Origin of the sequence: Marinococcus halophilus (assembly GCF_002265875.1) — a bacterium.
In the GTDB taxonomy this organism is placed as follows: Bacteria; Bacillota; Bacilli; order Bacillales; family Marinococcaceae; genus Marinococcus; species Marinococcus halophilus.
This window is the reverse complement of sequence record NZ_NPFA01000012.1, coordinates 1-15,991: the sequence shown is the minus strand read 5'-3', so window position 1 is coordinate 15,991 and position 15,991 is coordinate 1. Positions and strand designations below refer to the sequence as shown.

Sequence of the window (15,991 nt, the reverse complement as noted above, 5' to 3'; positions counted from 1 at the left end):
AAAGCCTCCTAATTTAATAGTAGTTTAAAAATCCCCTGAAGCAGTAAAGACAGTGCCAGGAAAAACCCGCACAGTACTGTACTTTTAATTGACGCCCCCATGAGCGGTCCGTAGGATTCAGAGGGGTTGGTATCCCCCAGGGCGGTATATGCTTTTATGAGCGGCCAGGCAGAAATAACAGCAATAAGGGCATACCAGGGGAGCGCCCCGACAAGAATACCTAAAGGGATCGTGAGCATAGCGAGCAGAGTGAAGGCTTTTGAGAGAAGCAGTCCTTTCTTTTCCCCGAGGACTACTACAAGCGTATTTTTTCCGGAATCACGATCGGCCCTCCAGTGAAGGAAATGGTGATTGTAGAGCACCATAGTGGTGAGGATCCCAATCGGAAGGGAGAGAAAAAATGCCCGGGGGTCAAAAAAGCCTGTCTGCACGTAGTAGCTTCCCATCACGGGAAGAACCCCGAATGAAAGCAGAATGGCGACCTCACCGTAACCTTTGCCCCGGTAGCCGAACTTGAACGGAGGGGCTACATAAAAGTAAGCAAGCATCCCGCCAGCAGCTGCAAGCATCAAAAGGGGCCATCCTTTAGTGATACTTAATATGATACCGCATAATAAAGCCAGGGCTAAAAACATCCAGGTAACAAGCGCGAATGTTTTTTCAGACACCCGCCCCTCCGTCAGCATGCCGGAGTTAGTGGAAACGTCGTTTGCGGTATCCTGAGCCTTAGTATCAACGCCGTTGCGGTAGTCCCATAAGTCGTTCACCATATTGGAAAACAGATGGGCGCTGAACGCACCGATCAGTGTAATGATAAACCAAAGCGGCTCGAAGACTCCGTTCCAGGCGAAAGCCCCGAGTGCACCCAGAAGCACTGGCATCAGCATGACAGACAAAAAGCTTGCCCGTGCGGCTTCCAGCCAGAAAGAAATTGTATGTTTCATGAGCAATCGTCCTTTCAACGTGAAATAAACATAACGTGGGCAGATAAAAACTGCTTAAGAATTATATCAAAAAGAAAAGACGAATACTTTATTGATGTTTTCAGTCTCTAGCTGCATGCTTCCGAGCGGAAGGGAAAAATTCTTAAGCAAAAGCTTCTTCCACAAAAGAAATCCACGCCTGGGCGGCCTGAGTCTGGTAGCTGTGCTTCCGCCAAATAAGCGCAAGCCGCCAGTGCAGCAGCTCATCATCTACCGCGAGTACAGAAACATTTCTGGTGTCCGCTTTATGGACAACTGTTTCAGGAAGCAGAGCAACACCGAGGCCGGCCATGGCGCTTTCAAATAAAAAATCCCACTGGGAGCTTTCGTAAAGAATGTCAGGTTCAAAGCCGGCCTGAATGCATGATTCGAAAACCCGGTCATACAAAGAAAATCCCTGTTGAAACATTAAAAAGGACTCGTATTTCAAATTCTTCATTTGAATTTTCTCTCGTCCGGCAAACGGGTGATCCACCGCGGTAACAGCGAGAATTTTCCGGTCAATAATCTGGCGTATCTCAAACTGTTCGTTATCGACCGGGAGTATAGCTACACCTACATCAATATTTCCTTCAAGCAGGGACTGCTCCATGATTTTGGCACCTTCTTCGATGATACGCATGCCCGCTTCGGGGTAAACTCTGCGGAAGTCGGCAATAATTTGGGGGAAAAAGCTGGAGCCGATGACGGGTGGAAGGCCAAATGTAAAGCTGCCTTTTTTATGCAGTTTAATTTCCTCTGCTTCCTGCCACAAATCCTCCGCGCTTCGAAGCACTTTCTGGGCGTGCTGTCGGATGATTTCCCCTTCCCTGGTCACAAAAAGATGACGGGTAGAACGGTCGAGCAGACGGAGGCCGATTTCATCCTCAAGCTGATGAATCGTTTTGCTTAAAGCCGGCTGTGAAATGTGAAGCTTCTCGCTGGCCCGGGAAAAGCTTAGTTCCTTGCAGACCTCCAGGAAAAAACGAAGCTGTTTGATATCCATGCGGCACCTCTTATTCCATTTAGTAATAAATTTATTTTATTTATCTATTTTACTTATGAAAGCGCTATTAGTAAAGTGGAAGTACTAATTAAACAACCGAAAGGAGTTCATATCATGACGAAGGTACAAACGTCTTTTGAAGAGAGCGTAGCCCGCATCCAGGACGGCGATACCCTGATTGTTGGAGGATTTGGTCTTTGCGGCATTCCGGAAAAAGCTATTCAGGCGCTGGCTGAAAAAGGAACGAAAAACCTAACAGTGGTCAGTAACAACTGCGGCGTCAACGATTGGGGCCTTGGGCTGCTGCTTGAAAACAAGCAGATCAAAAAAATGGTGGCTTCTTACGTAGGGGAAAATAAAATTTTTGAAGAGCAGTACCTGAGCGGGGAACTTGAAGTGGAGCTCGTGCCTCAAGGGACACTCGCGGAGCGCATACGGGCAGGAGGGGCCGGCATCCCCGGCTTTTACACCCCGACAGGCGTAGGTACTCCGATTGCCGAAGGCAAAGAGCACAAAGTTATTGGCGGCAGACAGTGCATTCTTGAGGAGGCTATCCAGGGAGATGCAGCTCTTGTAAAAGCGTGGAAGGGCGACGCCTACGGGAATCTCATCTACCAGAAAACAGCCCGTAACTTTAACCCGCTGGCAGCAGCGGCAGGGAAGTTTACGATCGCAGAGGTAGAAGAGCTGGTGGGTGTTGGAGAACTGGATCCGGACTTTATTCATACACCGAGCCTGTATGTTCAGCATCTTCTTGTCGGCACATCATACGAAAAACGAATCGAGCGCAAAACAGTCCAGCAGGCATAAAAGGAGGAGAACTATGAGCAGTCAAAGAGAAAATATTATCCAGCGCGCAGTACAGGAAGTTGAAAACGGGACGATTGTGAATCTGGGTATTGGCATGCCGACAATGATTGCCAACTACATTCCGGCAGAAAAAAATATTTTTCTGCATTCCGAAAACGGCCTGCTCGGCATCGGCCCTTATCCTGGGGAAGAAGATGTGGATGCAGACCTGATCAACGCCGGTAAAGAGACAGTGACCGTGAAGCAGGGAGGCTCCTTTTTTGATAACGCAGAATCCTTTGCTATGATCCGCGGCGGCCATATCGACCTGGCGATTCTCGGAGGAATGGAAGTGTCCAGCCAGGGAGATCTGGCAAACTGGATGATTCCCGGAAAAATGGTTAAAGGCATGGGAGGTGCCATGGATATCGTGCAGGGAGCGCAAAAAGTAGTTATCATCATGACGCACACGAATAAAAATGGAGAATCAAAAATCCGTAAAGCGTGCGCTTTGCCGTTGACAGGTGAAAAAGTAGTGGACCGGTTGATTACAGATATGGCCGTCTTTGATTTTACACCGTCGGGCATGGTGCTGAGAGAAGTACTGAACGGAGCAGATGTAAAAACAGTGGAGCAGTATACAGAAGCTCCTTTTACAATAGATGAAGCTCTGGTAGACCGGGAGGCAAAATAATGAAAACAGAACATGTTCTGCTCGACGGAGCGGTGCGTACGCCGGTCGGCGGATTTATGGGAAGCTTAAAGGACGTGCCAGCTGTGGATCTGGGGGCGCTTGTCATCGAAGAAGCGCTTGCACGCGCCGGTGTCCCGAAGGAAGAAATAGATGAAGTCATTATGGGAAATGTGCTGCAGGCGGGACTCGGACAGAACCCTGCCCGTCTGGCTTCTTTAAAGGCCGGTCTTTCTGAAAATGTGCCTGCGATGACTATCAATAAAGTATGCGGCTCCGGCTTGAAGGCCGTCCACCTGGCGGCTCAGGCCGTACTGACCGGCGATGCGGACATCGTCGTTGCCGGAGGAATGGAAAACATGAGCCAGGCCCCTTATCTGCAGATGAACGCCCGAAGCGGCTTCGGGATGGGGGACCAGAAGCTGGTCGACAGCATGCTCCGTGACGGGCTTATGTGCGCCGTGGAAAACTATCATATGGGTGTAACGGCTGAAAATATCAACCATGAATATGGATTCACACGCGAAGAACAGGATGAGTTTGCCGCCGCCAGCCAGCAAAAGGCAAGCGCAGCAAGAGATAAGGGAATATTTAATGAAGAAATCGTGGCTGTGCACGTGCCTCAGCGAAAAGGAGATCCCCTCGAGGTGTCGCAGGACGAACACATTCGAAGCGGTACCACGGTGGAAAAGCTCAAAAAATTAAAGCCGGCGTTCCAAAAAGACGGAAGCGTGACCGCAGGCAACGCTTCCGGCATTAATGACGGGGCCGCAGCCGTTATTGTTATGAGTGAGAAGAAAGCGAAGGAACTGGGCATTACAGGCATGGCCCGCATCACCGGCAATGCCAGTGCCGCCGTGGATCCGAGTGTGATGGGGCTGGGGCCGGTGCCGGCCATCCGAAAGGCTTTAGACAAAGCGTCCATTTCGATGGAAGAAATTGATCTGATTGAAGCAAACGAAGCATTTGCTGCCCAGTCGCTCGCCGTGCAGAGAGACCTGAATATTGACTCGAAAAAGCTGAACGTAAACGGGGGAGCAATCGCTTTAGGGCATCCGATCGGAGCAAGCGGCACTAGAATTTTCGTGACCCTGCTTCACCAGATGAAACGCCAGCAGGCAGATAAAGGACTGGCGGCATTATGCATCGGAGGCGGCCAGGGCGTCGCCACCGTCGTGGAAAGAGTCTAATCAAGGTTGAGCACAAGCAATTAAAAAACATCTCCGGGCCGTCGCAAGCTGATTGGCTGCCGGAGATGTTTTTTGTTAGATGAAATTTCCGGTCCTATTGAAAAAATTTTTAGGAGCGTTAACATTTAATCAGTAACGTCAGCCGCAATAATGGGGTGGGAGTCATGAAACATTTAGAAGGCATGGAGCATATTTGCAACATATTGTTCGGCAGTCTGCATCATTGTGTGGTTATTGTCGATGAACAGGGAATCATCACGTTTATGAATGAACGCTATTATGAATTTCTCGGCACAAGCGCCTCCAGAGCGGTCGGGCGTCATGTGACAGAGGTAATAGAAAACACGCGCATGCATCTTGTAGTAGCTTCAGGAGAAGCAGAAAAAGCAAACATGCAGTATATCAGAGGCAATTATATGATCGCCGACCGCGTTCCTTTGTACAATAATGGGTACATTATTGGGGCGCTTGGACTGGTCATGTTCCGGGACAGAAAAGAATGGGCGGAAATGAACCAGCACATTAAAACTTTAATGCTCGAGCTTGAATCGTACCAAAAGAAGGTGGAGCAGCTGAACGGAACGTCTTATTCCCTCCATGATGCGCTCAGTGTGTCTCCGGAAATGGAAGAAGTAAAACGAAACGTGCGTAAAGTAGCTTCAAGTGACGTATCCGTACTTCTGCGCGGAGAAACGGGCACCGGGAAGGAATTATTTGCCCAGGGGTTGCATAAGCTGAGTGAGAGAAGCATGAAGCCTTTCGTGAAAGTGAACTGTGCTGCGATACCGGGTGATCTGCTTGAGTCCGAGCTGTTTGGCTACGAGGAAGGAGCGTTTACCGGTGCGAAAAAGGGAGGAAAGCCGGGGAAATTCCAGCTGGCTGACCAGGGAACCATTTTTCTGGATGAGATAGGTGACATGCCACTGAATACCCAGGTGAAAATTCTGCGTGTGCTCCAGGAGGGCGAAATTGAGCCGCTTGGTGCACAAGGGCCCCGGCAGTTGGACGTCCGGGTGGTGGCAGCCACCAATCAGCCGCTCGAACAGCTGATGGAAACGCAGCAGTTCCGGGAGGATTTATACTACCGGATTAACGTTATTTCCTTTACGATTCCTGCGCTGCGGAACCGCCCGGAGGATATCCCACTGCTTAGCAAGTTCATGCTTCAAAAAGTTACGAAAAGATTGGGCAAACGGATTACGGCGTTCGATCAGCAGGTGCTTGACCGCTTTCTGAATTACTCCTGGCCGGGCAACGTTCGGGAGCTTGAGAACACGATCGAAGCATCGGTACATCTCGCCGAAGGTGAAACAATCCAGCTGAGTGATCTTCCTGAACGTATGGCGGATAAGAGAGCTGCAGGCGGGGAGTGGGAAACGAAACCGTTAAAGCAGGTGCTGGCAGAAGCAGAGAAGCAAGCGATTGTGCAGGCGTTAAAAGAAGCGAACGGGGAGAAACGGGAAGCCTGCGCGCTGCTCGGGATAGGAAAATCCAGCCTCTACAATAAAATCATGAAATACGGCCTGGACTAACAGATGAATATTCCACATTAAAGGAAACCATTCCAAAGTTTTGGAACGGGTTTCCTTTTTTAAAATTTAATTTTTCGAAAAGAAGCAGTAACGGCGGGGTTCAAGGCTGAAATAGGAAAAAATAACTTTTGGCATGGTTCTTGCAATTATATAAACAGAGAATGCTTTCAACATAGGGTCATTTTTGAAAGCGATTACTTAAAAATTATTAGGAGTGATACGTATATGGTTGAAGGAAGAGTCGTCTTCATCACGGGGGCAGCCAGCGGTATAGGGCTTGCCATTGGAAAAGCCTTTGCCCGGCAGCGGGCAAAGGTGGTGCTGACAGATATTGATAAAGACAAAGTACAGAAGGCCGCTGCTGAAATCGCCGATGAAGGCTTCACCTGTATCGGCCTGGCCTGCGATGTTACCAATGAAGAGGCGGTAGACGAAGCTTTTGCGGAAACGCTGCGAGTGTTCGGCCGGGTGGACATTCTCATTAATAACGCCGGGATGCAGTATTTGGCAAAGCTCGAAGACTTTCCCACAGAAACCTTTGAAAAAATGACCAGGATCATGCTGACAGCGCCGTTTTCCATGATGAAAAAAGCCATTCCAATTATGAAAAAACAAAAGCATGGCCGCATCATTAATATGTCTTCGATCAATGGGGTGATAGGCTTTGCCGGAAAAGCAGGATATAACAGCGCCAAGCATGGATTAATAGGTCTCACAAAAGTAGCGGCTCTGGAGGGGGCGGAGCACGGTATTACAGTGAACGCTCTCTGTCCCGGATATGTAGATACGCCGCTTGTCCGTAATCAGCTGGAAGACCTGGCGGCAGACCGGGGCGTGACTTTAGAGAAAGCGCTGGAGGAGGTTATCTATCCACTTGTACCTCAGAAGCGGCTGCTTGCCCCGCAGGAGGTAGCAGATTATGCACTTTTTTTGGCCGGGGATCAGGCGAAAAGCGTAACCGGACAAAGTGTATTAATTGACGGCGGGTACACCGCGCAATAAGCAGGGACTTGCTTAAGAGAAAAAAGGAGGAAAAATCATGCTTGGAATTTTACTGGGCTTAATCACATTAATGGTCCTCGCTTACTTAGGCTGGTCCATCATTTGGGTGGCACCGGTCGCAGCCGGTATTGTAGCGCTGACCGGCGGACTGGATCTGCTTGATGCGTATACGGGCACCTATATGAGCGGCTTCGTTGATTTCGCGCAAAGCTGGTTTCCAGTATTTATGCTCGGGGCCATCTTTGGAAAACTGATGGAGGACACGGGTATGGCGAGATCCGTGGCTGTAGCTTTAACGAAGCTGATTGGTACCAAACGGGCAATTCTAGGGGTGTTGGCGGCTTCGGCGGTGCTTACTTACGGGGGCGTAAGCTTGTTCGTTGTCATCTTTGCAGTCTACCCGCTTGCCATTTCGCTATTCAGAGAAGCGGATATCAGCCGCCGGCTGCTGCCCCCGACGGTAGCTTTAGGGGCATTTACGTTTACAATGACGGCTTTGCCCGGAACACCTCAGATTCAAAACTTGATTCCGATCGAATATTTCCGTACAAGCGCTACGGCCGCCCCGTTAATGGGTATTGTTGCAGCCCTGGTGATGGCCGTAGGGGGATACTTTTATTTGCGGTGGCGCGAGAAGCAGATGACAGCAAAGGGAGAGCATTTCACGGAACCGAAGGATAAGAGCATGATGGAAAAAGAAGAACAGGCCCCGCCATTTATGCTGTCGGTTCTGCCATTGATTACAGTGCTTTTAACGCTGAACCTTTTCGGCTGGGATATCGTCGTAGCACTCCTCACAGGAATAGTACTTATTATGCTGCTGAACCTGACTAAATTTAAAAAGTTTGTGCCGGCCGTTAATGGAGGAGCGAGCGGCTCCGTGCTTGCCATCATTAATACGAGCGCTGCGGTTGGTTTTGGGAGCGTAGTAAGGGAGGTTCCGGGATTTGACCAGCTGACTTCATTATTAATGGGAGTCCGCGGCAATCCATTAATTTCCGAAGCCGTTGCCGTTAACATTCTGGCCGGATCGACAGGTTCAGCTTCCGGAGGGATGGGCATTGCGCTCGAGGCACTAGGCGAAGAGTACTACCAGATCGCGATGAATACAGGGATTAACCCCGAAGCCTTTCACCGGATTGCGTCCCTTTCCTCAGGAGGGCTGGACGCCCTTCCGCATAACGGTGCAGTGCTGACCTTGCTGACGATTACAGGCATGAGCCATAAAGACAGCTACAAGGATATCTTCGTTGTCGCAGTATTGATTCCGATCATTTCTGTCATTATCGTTATTCTGCTGAATACAATCGGAGTTCTATAGAGGAAAACAAAGACGTCCTGCGGCTATGGCAGGGCGTCTTTAATGATGTTAATCATTCTTGAGTTAACGGGGTGAGCGTGGTGTATTGGTAATCAGGTGGAAGCTGCAATTCTTCGATGGGCTGTTCGCTGCGGTTAATCCAGGCTGTGGTAAAGCCGAATGCTTTAGCGCCGCTGATATCCCAACCGTTGCTTGATAGAAAAGTAACTTCATGCCGCGGGGCCCCGACAGCTTCTAAAATGAGCTGGTACGATGCCGGGGAAGGCTTGAATTGCTTGATGTCGTCCACGCTGATCACATGGTCCAGATAGTCATTTAATCCCGCCTGTTCAAGCAGGGGCTCGAGCATGTCTCTCGAGCCGTTGCTGAATACGATCAGGGTGGCAGATTGATCTTTAAGCTTCTGCAGAACGTACAGGCTTTCCTCATAGAGAGAGAGGTGGTTATAAGCTTCCATTAGTGTTTGCTCCGTATCTGCCGTCCATTCCAGATGGTAGGCGGCTAGCGAAAATCGCAGAGCATCTCTTGTGACAGAGGAAAAGGGGACGTATTTTCCCATCGCCTGGCGAAGGAAGGAGTACTGGATTTGTTTTTGTCTCCAAAGCTGGCCGATGCTTTCTCCGCGGCCGGGGAAATATTTCTCGCAGGTGGTATCAACCGATTTGATATTAAACAAAGTGCCGTATACGTCGAAGGCAAAGATAGAATTTGCAGACATCAAAAAGCTCCTTTCTTTGTTGCTGCTTCAGGAATAAAAATACCCCCCAAAAACGAATACCGTATTATAGACCAAACGAAGTCATTCCGCCGTCGATGTAAATGTTTTGGCCGTTCACGTAGCTGGATCCGGGGGCTGCCAGGTACAATACGGAAGTTTTAAGCTCGTCAAGGCGGCCTGTGCGCTGGACTGGGGTGCGCTGTTCGACGGAGTGACGAAACTCGTTATCCTCGAGTGAGCCGGCATTAAAATCTGTTTTAAAGAACCATGGGCTGATCGCGTTCACCGTAATGCCGTAAGGGGCAAGCTCACCCGACAATTGTTTAGTAAAGTGGATAAGGCCAGCCTTGCTGGGGCCATAGACAGAGCTGAAGAAAAGGCTTACGCCACCGGCAACCGAAGCAGTATTCACAATGCGGCCGTAATTAGCTTTTTTCATATGGGGAACGACGGCCTGCGTCATCAGAAACGCGGATTTTAAATTCGTATTGAACACATGCTCCCAGTCCTCTTCACTTATGTCTTCCACTTTGCCATAAGCAGCAGTACCTGCATTATTAACAAGCACGTCGATCCGCCCATAGTCATCCATTATAAGGGAGACTGTTTGTGAAATCTGGTCTTTATCCGTGACATCGCAGACGAGAGGGGTCACTTCTGCCTTTGTCTCGTCACGGATTTCGCCAGCAGCTTCCTCAATTTTGCTTTGGGTACGTCCGAGAATAACCACGTGGGCTTCGGCGCCGGCTAGTGTTTCTGCCATCACTTTTCCAATGCCGCTCCCGCCGCCGGTGACAACAGCCACTTGGTTAGAAAGAGAAAATAAATTCATAGACATTCTATCGGTCCTTTCGGTATTTATATTAAAATTTGTAATTAATTAAACAGTAAAACAAACAAGCAGGGATCCCCTGTACGGATACCCCTGCTTTTCTACATTTAATCTATGAGTTTATATGCCCCGGGACAATACTTCCACAAATCTGCAGCCAACGCTGTCTTCTTTCCTCATTATAATCTTTAAAATGAATTTATTTGTTTTCCGCTATAAATTATGCGGATAAGAAAGCATAGGCCGGCCATTAATACAGCTTTTTCAAGATTTGTCAGGAGGCAAGGCCGAGCCATCTTTTGACAGGCTCCCGGAAGTAATAAGTAATGCCAACTAACAATAAAAATAAAGCGGCAGCGGTAATAAATATAAAAATATTGCCTGACGCAATGCTGGCCCCGAGAAAGCTATAGGCAAACGTGCCCGGTATCATTCCCAGTACGGTAGCAAGAATAAAGGAATTAAAACGGACTTTTGCAATCCCGCCTGCGTAGCTGAGTAAATCAAAGCTTACAATTGGAATCAGCCGTAATACGAAAATATATATAAACCCGCGTTTTTCCATCTGGCTGAACAGTTTTTCCGACCAGGAGAAATTTTCTAACCTCAAAACTGAACGGCCGAGCAGCCTGGCCGTGACATAGCCTGTAACTGCTGCTCCAGTAGCCCCGAAAATGATGTAAAGAACACCGGGCCAGACACCAAAGGCAAGCCCTGCCCCGAGCGAAAGGACAGAAGTAGGGAAAAATACGAAAGGGCCAATCATATAAACAACGAAGAAAATCACTGGAGCCCACCATCCAAATGATAATACGAACTTACGGATGTCGGTGGGGCTGACCTCGAAATAAAAGTGAGTAATGTAGAACGCGGCGCCGAATGCTAATAAAATAAAAATAACCTTAAACCAACGCGGGAGTGGGAGCAAAAGTGCTCATTCCTTTCGAAGCGGTTGTGTAGTTGAGAGCAAACGCTTATAGACTAGATGAAGCTGCAGTAGAAATAAAAAACTAATTGTGAAGATAACGTATCATTTCTGGGTTCATTTCCCCAAGCATTCCAGCTGCGATTCAAGCAAGCCTGCGTTTTCACTTTGTAGTTATTGGAGATAATTAAAAGTATCGAATGTTATCACTGCCATAGTTATTTAAAGTAAAATAACAAAAAAGCAAACGATTATATTTACGATGACGGCATGGGATCTTCATTATTAGAATAAAATTTAACAAGGAGGCTTGTTTTGAATAATAGCTTTGAACCACAGAGAAGAATAAGAGAATTGGAAGATAACTTTTTAGTACAGGACTGGATGGACTCTGCCCCTTTGACCGCCGGGGCAGATAGTAGTGTGCAGGAGCTGGCAGAATTGATGGCAGCCTCACAGAAAGAAAGCGCAGTCATTGTAAGCAGTGATAATAAACCAATTGGACTCGTTACGCCGCGGCTTTTGCTTCCATATCTGTTATCGGACGCAGGAAGCAATCCGGTTGCTGATTTTTTAGGTAAGGAGGATTTTATTATCATTCAGCAAAACGAGCCATTGCTGAATGTTTATAGAAGTAATTCGGCATGGTTTATCGTCAGGGACGGAAATAACAAATTACTGGGTTTGCTGAATCGGAATAATATAACGGATGGCCTGTCGGATTTATTACAGAAGGCGGACAGGCTCGAGCATACAGCTGAAATTTTGGATATTGTTCTCGAAAGAGCATACGAAGGAGTGGCGGTAGTAGATCATAACGGAATTATTATCCAATTTAATGATGCGTACAGCCGTTTTATTGGGATTGATAAACATTATGCGATAGGCAGGCAAGTGGAAGAAATCATAGAGAATACAAAATTACATCAAACGATCCGGACCGGCCTTCCGGAGCGAGGTGCCATTCAGTATATTAATGGCCAGGCTATGGTCGTTCACCGGCTTCCGCTATGGAAAAACGGCAAAGTGGTGGGAGCAGTTGGCATGCTTATCTTTGAAGGGTTAAACGAGCTGTATAAAATTTATGAGAATATGCAGAAAAGCTATAGAAATGAGCAGTTAACAAACGAAGCTGTGAATATAAGTGCAGAACGCAGTGCCCGGTTCACGCTCGATGAAATTATTGGGCAAAGTGAAAGTACAATGCTTTCAAAATCTTTGGCGCGGAAAGTAGCTAAAAAGCAAATAACTGTGCTTATAACTGGGGAGAGCGGTACGGGAAAAGAAATGTTTGCTCAAAGCATTCATGAATTGAGCCCTTTTTCAACTGGGCGGTTTGTCACCGTCAATTGCGGAGCAGTGCCGGAGCATTTAATTGAATCCGAGCTTTTTGGCTATGAGGAAGGAGCTTTTACAGGAGCAAAAAAGGGAGGAAAACCGGGGAAATTTGAATTGGCTCAAAAAGGAACAATATTTTTGGATGAAATTGGCGAAATGCCTTTATATATGCAGACGAAACTGCTCCGGGTGCTGCAGGAGAGAGAATTCGAACGGGTGGGCGGCCTGGAGTCGATTCAAACTGACGCCCGTATTATAGCCGCATCGAACCGAAACTTATATGAGGAAGTAAAAAAAGGAAGCTTCCGGGAGGATTTGTACTATAGAATTAACATCGTAGAAATCCCCGTCGCTCCTCTTCGGGAAAGAAAAGAAGACATCCCTTCCCTTGTTTCTTTCTATTTAACTTCAATATGCAGCAAGCATCAGGCAGCGGTGAAAACTATCACGTCCGAAGCGTTGCAAATGTTTATTCAGTACAAATGGGAAGGAAACATCCGCGAGCTGAGAAATGTAATAGAAAATCTTGTGGTCTTATTAGAAGAAGAAGTGATTGAAAAGAAACATTTACCTGCTTATTTATTAAAGGAGAGAGAAAATAGGAGTGTGGAAGGAAAAATCCCCACGTTGAAAGCAAATGATGAAGAAAAAGAAAAACAGATTATTCATAACTCGCTTGAAAAAAATAGCGGAAATAAATTGAAAACAGCAAAAGAACTGGGGATTCATCGCACTACTCTCTATCAAAAGTTAAAAAAATATAATTTAAAATAAATGTATACTATAATGACATATCGACTGTAGATTGTACAAACAATCTACAGTCTTATTTTTGTAAGCGTTATTATAAAGGGGTTTAAATGTTGGCATGCTTTTTGCAATAAGAATGATATAAAGGAGGAGAAATTTAATGAATATACCTACAGCTTTTCAATCGCCGTCAGTTATTCACTACGGCAAAGGGTCATTCCAGGAAGTAGGAAAAGAAACTGCCCAAAAGGGAAAAAAAGCGCTTATTATTAGTGATCAAATGATGGATCAATTAGGATACATTGAAAAGTGCCGGACTCATTTGCAAGAAGAAATGGTAGATAGCGTTACGTATACCGGAGTAGGCTCAGAACCCACGGACCAGTTTGTAGAAGAAGCATTGCAACTATTCCATCAAAAGGATTGTGATGTAGTTTTATCAATAGGCGGAGGGAGCTGCATCGATACGGCTAAATCGGTAGCGGTGCTCAGCACCAATGGTGGATATATAGGTGATTATATGGGAGGAAAAAAACAGGCTGCGTACGCCCCCGCCCCTCATATTGCCATTCCGACCACTGCCGGGACTGGTTCGGAAGCAACGGACGTTACGATCATTACTAATACTGCTAATGAAGTGAAAATGATGGTGAAGCAGCCTGCGTTTCTGCCTGAGGCAGCCATTGTTGACCCTGAACTTTCTAAATCAGCTCCTGCAAAAGTGAAGGCTGCTACGGGGGTAGACGCCTTAAGTCATGCCATCGAGGCATACATTTCTCAGAAGGCACACGCTCTGTCAGATATGATGTCACTGTCGGCAATGGAATTAATTGTGCCGAACCTGCAAAAAACGTATGACGATCCAGAAGACGTGGAGGCCCAGGCGAAAATGGCTTTAGGTGCGCTGCAGGCAGGATGGGCTTTTTCGAATTCTTCCGTATGCTTAGTGCATGGGATGTCTCGTCCAATCGGAGCCCTTTTCCATGTGCCTCATGGTTTTTCAAACGCAATGCTGCTGCCGGCTGTTATGGAATTCAGCCGCGAAGCTGCCATTGATCGTTTGGCTGACTTAGGAAGAATTTTCAAGCCAGAAGCTAAAGAATATTCAAACGAAGCAGCAGCAGACATTGCCATCAGTTCTGTGAAAGAACTTTGCCGGAATCTACAGATACCTAATCTGCAGGAGTGGGGTATTGACCAAGCACAATTTGAAAGTGCTGTTGATAAAATGGTAAAAGATGCATTTGAAAGCGGCAGCCCAGAAAAAAACCCCAGGGTACCATCCGGGGAAGAAATGAAAGAATTATACCGGATTTGCTACAGCTATAATTACGATGAAGAAACCGTGAGGTAAAAGGGAGGGCGAAAAATGAGTATTGTGGGGATGCTAGGGCTGATTGCTTCTCTTGCCCTGTTAATTTACCTTACGATGAAAGGTATTAATATCATCGTAGCAGCGCTGCTTAGTTCCATCGTTGTGGCGGTTACAGGAGGGTTAAACCTTCAGAATGCCCTGTTGGATAACTATATGACTGGTTTTACTGATTACTTTGCCTCCTGGTTTTTAGTATTTCTTCTCGGAGCTATTTTTGGAAAGATTATACAGGAGACCAAAGCGGCGGATAGTATTGCCCATTGGACGAAAGAAAAGCTTGGAGCGAAACGGGCAGTTTTTGCGGTTGTAGCTGCTGCTGCGATTATGACGTACGGCGGAGTAAGTTTATTTGTGGTCGGCTTCGCAGTTTATCCTATTGCTGTTTCATTGTTCCAGGCAGCAAATCTTCCCCATAGGTTTATTCCGGCAGCTTTAGTGTTTGGCTCTATTTCATTTACGATGACAGCCCCGGGGTCTCCGGAAATCCAAAATATTATACCAACAGAATTTTTTGATACAGCACCGACAGCCGGCGGAGTCATAGGTATTTTAAGCGCCCTGCTGGTGATGGTAACCGGCGGCTGGTGGCTTGGTAGAATGGTTAAAAAGGCCAGCGACAATGGAGAGGAATTTTCTCTTCCGTATGGGCCTTCTCATAAAACTAAAGAAGAAACCGCTGCGGCAGTTGAAGCAGAAGAACTCGAGCCGGAGCACGATCCGGAGCATCAACCCAAACTGCCGAACATTTTCTTGGCATTCGCTCCTTTAGTGTTAGTTATTATCATCTTGAATGTTCTATCCCAGTTTATTGATCCTACGTCTTCATTGTTAATTGCTTTAACCGCAGGAATCGCATTAGCTTGTGTTAGTATGAGTAAACACCTGCAGGCTTTTTGGGATTACCTGGCTACCGGTACGCAAAATGCTTTAGTAGCTTTAGCAAATACATGTGCCGTGGTCGGTTTTGGAAGTGTGGCAGCGCAGGTGGCAGCTTTTGATACCGTGGTTAATGGCTTGGTAAATATGCCGGGGCCGCCATTATTAGGGTTAGCTATAGGCGTAACAGTAATATGTGGTATTACAGGGTCAGCATCCGGTGGGCTGGGCATTGCACTTCCTATCCTGGCGCCTATTTACATGGCTCAGGGCCTGAACCCGGGAGACATGCACAGAATTTCTGCGCTGGCTTCTGGGGGAATCGACTCCCTTCCGCATAATGGTTATGTGGTCACGACAGTAAGAGTTATTTGTGGAGAAACGCACAAAAGATCTTATAAACCAATCTTTTTTGTAAGCGTTGTCGTGCCTTGTATTGTTTTATTCCTGGCTGTCATGGCTTATTCAATTTTTTAAACAGTTTACTATATTAAAGGAGGAATTTTATTATGCAGGAACAAGCAGTAACGACCTTGAAAAATTTTATCGGCGGCGAATGGGTGACCTCCCGGTCCGCCACCGACCAGGTGTACAATCCGGCCACCAGTGAGGTGATCGCCCGCGTCCCGCTTTCCTCGAAGGACGAAGTGAACGAGGCCGTGGAGGCGTCGAAAGCGGCGTACC

Annotated in this window: 15 protein-coding genes; 10 read left to right on the top strand and 5 right to left on the bottom strand. The window is 47.2% G+C overall.

From position 1 onward, the window contains the following. Nucleotides 1-8: 8 nt before the first annotated feature. Both CHL76_RS12255 and CHL76_RS12250 read right to left on the bottom strand, forming a co-directional pair. A complete protein-coding gene (locus CHL76_RS12255; RefSeq protein ID WP_094908736.1) occupies nucleotides 9-944 on the bottom strand; it encodes a prenyltransferase in 936 nt (311 codons plus the stop codon). A 142-nt stretch (nucleotides 945-1,086) separates the two neighbouring features. Then, a complete protein-coding gene (locus tag CHL76_RS12250) occupies nucleotides 1,087-1,968 on the bottom strand; it encodes a LysR family transcriptional regulator (RefSeq protein ID WP_094908735.1) in 882 nt (293 codons plus the stop codon). Nucleotides 1,969-2,082: 114 nt separating this feature from the next. On the opposite strand from CHL76_RS12250, the gene CHL76_RS12245 reads away from it, so the two are divergent. The 6 genes from CHL76_RS12245 (at nucleotide 2,083) to CHL76_RS12220 (ending at nucleotide 8,493) form a co-directional block, all read left to right on the top strand. Beyond that, nucleotides 2,083-2,778 (top strand): CoA transferase subunit A, encoded by a 696-nt coding sequence (locus CHL76_RS12245; RefSeq protein WP_094908734.1) that lies wholly within the window; start codon nucleotides 2,083-2,085, stop codon nucleotides 2,776-2,778. 13 nt (nucleotides 2,779-2,791) lie between these two features. Continuing rightward, on the top strand, nucleotides 2,792-3,451 hold the full coding sequence (locus tag CHL76_RS12240) for a 3-oxoacid CoA-transferase subunit B (protein WP_094908733.1): 660 nt from the start codon (nucleotides 2,792-2,794) through the stop codon (nucleotides 3,449-3,451). Beyond that, nucleotides 3,451-4,638, top strand: a complete 1,188-nt coding sequence (locus tag CHL76_RS12235; protein WP_094908732.1) for an acetyl-CoA C-acetyltransferase — start codon at nucleotides 3,451-3,453, stop codon at nucleotides 4,636-4,638. The genes CHL76_RS12240 and CHL76_RS12235 overlap by 1 nt, the downstream gene beginning before the upstream one ends. Nucleotides 4,639-4,802: 164 nt before the next feature. Beyond that, a complete protein-coding gene (locus CHL76_RS12230) occupies nucleotides 4,803-6,170 on the top strand; it encodes a sigma-54 interaction domain-containing protein (protein ID WP_233133406.1) in 1,368 nt (455 codons plus the stop codon). 225 nt (nucleotides 6,171-6,395) lie between these two features. Continuing rightward, nucleotides 6,396-7,172 (top strand): 3-hydroxybutyrate dehydrogenase, encoded by a 777-nt coding sequence (locus tag CHL76_RS12225; protein ID WP_094908731.1) that lies wholly within the window; start codon nucleotides 6,396-6,398, stop codon nucleotides 7,170-7,172. Between the two features lie 37 nt (nucleotides 7,173-7,209). After that, nucleotides 7,210-8,493, top strand: a complete 1,284-nt coding sequence (locus CHL76_RS12220; RefSeq protein WP_094908730.1) for a GntP family permease — start codon at nucleotides 7,210-7,212, stop codon at nucleotides 8,491-8,493. Between the two features lie 52 nt (nucleotides 8,494-8,545). Here the strand turns inward: CHL76_RS12220 and CHL76_RS12215 are convergent, their stop codons facing one another. The 3 genes from CHL76_RS12215 to CHL76_RS12205 all read right to left on the bottom strand — a co-directional run bounded on the left by CHL76_RS12215 (nucleotide 8,546) and on the right by CHL76_RS12205 (nucleotide 10,971). Beyond that, nucleotides 8,546-9,211, bottom strand: coding sequence for a haloacid dehalogenase type II (locus CHL76_RS12215; RefSeq protein ID WP_094908729.1), 666 nt, complete (start codon nucleotides 9,209-9,211; stop codon nucleotides 8,546-8,548). Between the two features lie 64 nt (nucleotides 9,212-9,275). After that, complete coding sequence (locus CHL76_RS12210; protein WP_233133405.1) at nucleotides 9,276-10,049, bottom strand: SDR family NAD(P)-dependent oxidoreductase; 774 nt, start codon at nucleotides 10,047-10,049, stop codon at nucleotides 9,276-9,278. A 268-nt stretch (nucleotides 10,050-10,317) separates the two neighbouring features. Then, nucleotides 10,318-10,971: a TVP38/TMEM64 family protein gene (locus CHL76_RS12205; RefSeq protein WP_094908728.1), complete on the bottom strand. Its 654-nt coding sequence runs from the start codon at nucleotides 10,969-10,971 to the stop codon at nucleotides 10,318-10,320. A 312-nt stretch (nucleotides 10,972-11,283) separates the two neighbouring features. On the opposite strand from CHL76_RS12205, the gene CHL76_RS12200 reads away from it, so the two are divergent. The 4 genes from CHL76_RS12200 to CHL76_RS12185 all read left to right on the top strand — a co-directional run. Then, a complete protein-coding gene (locus CHL76_RS12200; RefSeq protein WP_233133402.1) occupies nucleotides 11,284-13,080 on the top strand; it encodes a sigma 54-interacting transcriptional regulator in 1,797 nt (598 codons plus the stop codon). Nucleotides 13,081-13,216: 136 nt separating this feature from the next. Beyond that, complete coding sequence (locus CHL76_RS12195; protein WP_094908727.1) at nucleotides 13,217-14,410, top strand: iron-containing alcohol dehydrogenase; 1,194 nt, start codon at nucleotides 13,217-13,219, stop codon at nucleotides 14,408-14,410. 15 nt (nucleotides 14,411-14,425) lie between these two features. Further along, nucleotides 14,426-15,784, top strand: coding sequence for a GntP family permease (locus CHL76_RS12190; protein WP_186807346.1), 1,359 nt, complete (start codon nucleotides 14,426-14,428; stop codon nucleotides 15,782-15,784). 32 nt (nucleotides 15,785-15,816) lie between these two features. Next, the coding region (locus CHL76_RS12185; RefSeq protein ID WP_143747445.1) for an aldehyde dehydrogenase family protein at nucleotides 15,817-15,991 on the top strand (175 nt) is incomplete at its 3' end.

Bases quoted from the DNA above. Each gene is read 5' to 3' on its own strand.
- CHL76_RS12255 (WP_094908736.1), bottom strand. From the start codon at position 944: ATGAAACATACAATTTCTTTCTGGCTGGAAGCCGCACGGGCAAGCTTT.
- CHL76_RS12250 (WP_094908735.1), bottom strand. From the start codon at position 1,968: ATGGATATCAAACAGCTTCGTTTTTTCCTGGAGGTCTGCAAGGAACTA.
- CHL76_RS12245 (WP_094908734.1), top strand. From the start codon at position 2,083: ATGACGAAGGTACAAACGTCTTTTGAAGAGAGCGTAGCCCGCATCCAG.
- CHL76_RS12240 (WP_094908733.1), top strand. From the start codon at position 2,792: ATGAGCAGTCAAAGAGAAAATATTATCCAGCGCGCAGTACAGGAAGTT.
- CHL76_RS12235 (WP_094908732.1), top strand. From the start codon at position 3,451: ATGAAAACAGAACATGTTCTGCTCGACGGAGCGGTGCGTACGCCGGTC.
- CHL76_RS12230 (WP_233133406.1), top strand. From the start codon at position 4,803: ATGAAACATTTAGAAGGCATGGAGCATATTTGCAACATATTGTTCGGC.
- CHL76_RS12225 (WP_094908731.1), top strand. From the start codon at position 6,396: ATGGTTGAAGGAAGAGTCGTCTTCATCACGGGGGCAGCCAGCGGTATA.
- CHL76_RS12220 (WP_094908730.1), top strand. From the start codon at position 7,210: ATGCTTGGAATTTTACTGGGCTTAATCACATTAATGGTCCTCGCTTAC.
- CHL76_RS12215 (WP_094908729.1), bottom strand. From the start codon at position 9,211: ATGTCTGCAAATTCTATCTTTGCCTTCGACGTATACGGCACTTTGTTT.
- CHL76_RS12210 (WP_233133405.1), bottom strand. From the start codon at position 10,049: ATGTCTATGAATTTATTTTCTCTTTCTAACCAAGTGGCTGTTGTCACC.
- CHL76_RS12195 (WP_094908727.1), top strand. From the start codon at position 13,217: ATGAATATACCTACAGCTTTTCAATCGCCGTCAGTTATTCACTACGGC.
- CHL76_RS12190 (WP_186807346.1), top strand. From the start codon at position 14,426: ATGAGTATTGTGGGGATGCTAGGGCTGATTGCTTCTCTTGCCCTGTTA.